The sequence below is a fragment of the Pigmentiphaga soli genome, from assembly GCF_039541095.1.
GTDB lineage: Bacteria > Pseudomonadota > Gammaproteobacteria > Burkholderiales > Burkholderiaceae_B > Pigmentiphaga > Pigmentiphaga soli.
On the sequence record NZ_BAABFO010000054.1, the window covers coordinates 1 to 573 of the forward strand.

Sequence of the window (573 nt, forward strand, 5' to 3'; positions counted from 1 at the left end):
CAAGCCGGCTACTGATCGTCGCCTTGGTGAGCCATTACCTCACCAACTAGCTAATCAGACGCGGGTCCATCTTATACCGATAAATCTTTTCACACTGTACCATGCGGCACTGTATGCTTATGCGGTATTAGCAACCGTTTCCGGCTGTTATCCCCCTGTATAAGGCAGGTTACCCACGCGTTACTCACCCGTCCGCCACTAAGTTAGTAAGCTTCCATCCGAAGACTTCTACTTATTAACTCCGTTCGACTTGCATGTGTTAAGCACGCCGCCAGCGTTCATCCTGAGCCAGGATCAAACTCTCAAATTAAAGTTTAATCGTTCAGAATTAACATTGGCTTGTTTTAAGAATTAAAACAAACGTTAAATCCTTACTGTTTTTAAGGTTGTATCTATATTAGATACGGTTCGTTATAAATTAGTCATCGAATCAAGTTCAACGCTTCATTTATAATATGAAAATTTATTAGAATTTTCAAGGTTGTTTCACTGTTCAGTTATCAATGTTCAACGGCATTGAATCAATTTATTAATTGAATTCTTTTGGTGCCGACAAGAAAAGATTATATCATA

1 rRNA gene is annotated in these 573 nt (G+C 39.1%); it reads right to left on the reverse strand.

The annotated features are described in order from the left end of the window. Positions 1–310 (reverse strand): 16S ribosomal RNA (locus tag ABD927_RS24495); the annotation flags it as partial. Positions 311–573: the final 263 nt, after the last annotated feature.